Consider the following 3,118-nt stretch of genomic DNA (forward strand, 5'->3'; position numbering starts at 1 on the left):
GAGAAATTAAATTAGTCCGCGCAGGCGGACTTTGCATCACTAGCAACGACTTCTAGTCGTTGATAATTCTGAGATCGATCGAAATGTTAAAATGTTAACTTTTGCCCAGAGAACCCGATTCGCAATTTAACAATCGATCGAAAATGGCAATTTTTTGGGGATTCTTACTAGCCCGAAGCTGCTGTTCGATCGCGATATTAATTAGCTCGATTTTCAGTCGGGCTAGATAGGTAGATTTTAGCTCGTCTTCCGTAACAGATGTCTCGACTCGATCGTAGTTATCCATATAGCTTTTACTTCGATCGAAATTAAGCTGTTTAGCCAAAGATTGCACGACAAACTGTTGTTCGGGGCGGGCAGTAGCTAGCAATTTGGAGAGCGACTGCTTATCGAGTAGCTTCGCGGTGGCTGCCTCTGAGAGCTGAGATTGCAGCCAGGATTCGGAGGTGGAGATCGGTAAATCGGCAGCTCGTTCGTCAACTTTAGCAAAAGCATGGGCTTCAAGATATGATACCCGCCCATCTTGGTTATAGTCAGCAGAGGCTACGCGCTGCCCGATGCGATTGGTGCCGCTCAAACCAGCAAAAAAGCTCGAACTATAGTCCTGGTAGTCGGCTTCATTGACTTCAGGAGTACAGCCCACCGACGGTAAAGACTTAGTGGTAGCAAAAAAACCACAGCGATGTCCTTCGGCAATTTTAGCCTGCGGATCGCCATTTTTATACAGGATCGAGTTAGCAAACGCGCCTGCATAACATTGCACCATCACAGTGACGACGGGCTTTGTGGGCGGCAACCGATCCAAAAATGTCGCAAATTCCCGCACGCTCAAGCTTTGCTCGTCCCACAGCATCATCGTGTTGTTATCTTCATCTTCTCGGTTGTGGGAACCGTGCCCGGTAAAGTAAAAAAACAGCGGGCGGCGATTTGATGCGGATGTGCTGGCGATCTGCTGGAGCGATTGCTGTAAATTGTCAACTGTCGCCGCCGCTTGGAGATAGGGGATATTGGGTGCTTTGAATCGTTCTTCGCGATTTGCGTCTAAATAGCGGACAGTTTCGCGTCCATCGTTACCATTGGCAAATAAAATTGTCGCTTGGCTGGGATCGAACCCCAATGTCTTCAGCGTGCGTTGAAAATAAAGCACATTTTTTTCGATCGCAATTTCGTTATAAGATGGTGCGCCCCCACCGCCCAAAACTAAAAAATCGGGTGCCGTTGCCGATTTCTGGCTGACAAGGGTTTGACTGGCGTTACTTTTCGATCCCTGGCTGGCAAGAGTTTGACTAGCGTTACTTTTCGATCCTAATGGCGAAGAAGACTGAAGATTTGCACCCTTAAGTGGCGGCTGAGTTGCAATAGCTACTGTTATTAAACCGCCGATCGACAAGAGCGGTAAAATCGATAAAAAACGCATCATCTTTAGCCATCACAAATTAGTTCCTATTGTACTCAGCACGTTAGAAAAGATCGCTCAGTAGTTTCCACATAAAATCCCTGAAATTTAGAGTAGGGTAATTGTCAATTAAGCAGCGACTGACATTAATTATTTGCCCCCCAACTCTAGTATTTACGCTCTTACCAATAAAACTCGATCTGAGAGTCGATCGAGTTTTACAAGCGCGTTAAATTTTTACTTTGACGACATGATTCGATCGCGATTCTTTAGGGGAGCATCTGATCCGACATAAATGTCGGCTAATTGATGTAAGAAACTGTGTTTGGGTGTGTTGGGTTTCGCTTTGCTCTACCCAACCTACAGATCCTAAAGCTTTGAATCTTGCTCCCCCTTTTTAAGGAGGCTGGGGGGATTAATTTAGACTTTTCAGACATCCTCTAAGCGGGAAAAATCCGCAAGCGACGATTGGGTTCCTCGCCAAAGCTGGCAGACTTGAGATGATAGTGTTCGACCAACTCATGTTGCATCTTGCGCACGGCATTCGATCGCGGTAAGAGTTCGACTGGTTGACCTTTGGGGACGACAATTTGCTCGACTGCTAGTCGGGCTTCTTCGAGGGCTTCAATCTCATCGTCGCTACCATTTTGAGCAAACAGCCGGAGATCCGCCTCTTCCGGTATGCCCGGATCGTCCATGTGCAGCATGCGCCGCAGGGTGCGGGTGATTTGGGGAATTGTGCCGGATTTGACGCTATAGATCGGGACTTGACGCACTTTGCTAATCTGGCGGAGTTTGGAGTGATTTTTGATGTGCGTCCGTAGTGCCAATACCGCATCGGCACTACCCATGTCTTTGGTCAAAATCACGGGGAGATTGAGGACTTCGATCACCTGCTCCAATTCATCGCGACCGATTCCGTAGGGGTAGACATGGAGGGGCAACTCTTCGCCATTGGCACCGACACTAACTCCTGTCGCCATCGTCCCTTCATCGCTGTCCCAGTTTTGGTCGAGGAGTTGGGCAAAGCCTAAATCGGCTTCGAGAGTGGCTTGAGAGGCGTTAGTTGCCAACGTAGCAGGCATGGGTGACATGCGTCCGCTCGATCGCCAGCCACCGTTCGATTGGGGCACATTGGGAGCGGGCATCAAGCCATTTTTACTGGGTTCGGGCAGTTCTTTGGCGATCGTGACTTGGCCAGCTTCGTTCACCGTGCGGACTTGGGTCGTCGGCTGGCGACCGCGCAAGAGGGTATCGACCATTTCAGCGACGCTATCGTGAACGACCCAGCGGTGGCGTTCGTGCATTTCGACGGCGATTTCAAAGGTGGGCGGTGCTTTGCGTTCGAGGACGGTTTTTTGAGATGCCCGTCGTCGTGCTTCTTCATCGCCGAGGGTGACGGCTTGAATGCCACCGATCAGATCGGAGAGGGTGGGGTTTTTGAGCAAGTTTTCGAGGCGATTGCCGTGCGCCGTGCCGACTAATTGGACGCCGCGTTCGGCGATCGGTAGAGCCAGACGCATGCAAGTCGCGCGCCCCGAACTCCAGCATCAAGTGATGATCGAAGCCGTCGAAAACCACATGCCCGAAGTCTTCGTCATCGATGAAATCGGCACGGAACTAGAGGCTTTAGCCGCTCGCACGATCGCCGAACGCGGCGTCCAATTAGTCGGCACGGCGCACGGCAATCGCCTCGAAAACTTGCTCAAAAACCCCACCCTC

General features: G+C 50.3%; 1 protein-coding gene and 2 pseudogenes. 1 reads left to right on the plus strand and 2 read right to left on the minus strand.

Features of this window, described 5'->3' with window-relative positions:
• Window positions 1-94: 94 nt before the first annotated feature.
• A complete protein-coding gene (locus RMO84_RS15940) occupies window positions 95-1,420 on the minus strand; it encodes a caspase family protein (protein ID WP_310489423.1) in 1,326 nt (441 codons plus the stop codon).
• Window positions 1,421-1,836: 416 nt separating this feature from the next.
• Window positions 1,837-2,910, minus strand: a pseudogene (locus RMO84_RS15945) (R3H domain-containing nucleic acid-binding protein); the annotation flags it as partial.
• A 7-nt stretch (window positions 2,911-2,917) separates the two neighbouring features.
• Between RMO84_RS15945 and RMO84_RS15950 the strand changes: the two are divergent.
• Window positions 2,918-3,118, plus strand: a pseudogene (locus RMO84_RS15950) (single-stranded DNA-binding protein); the annotation flags it as partial.

The sequence above is a fragment of the Chamaesiphon sp. VAR_69_metabat_338 genome (assembly GCF_031423935.1).
Classification (GTDB): Bacteria; Cyanobacteriota; Cyanobacteriia; order Cyanobacteriales; family Chamaesiphonaceae; genus Chamaesiphon.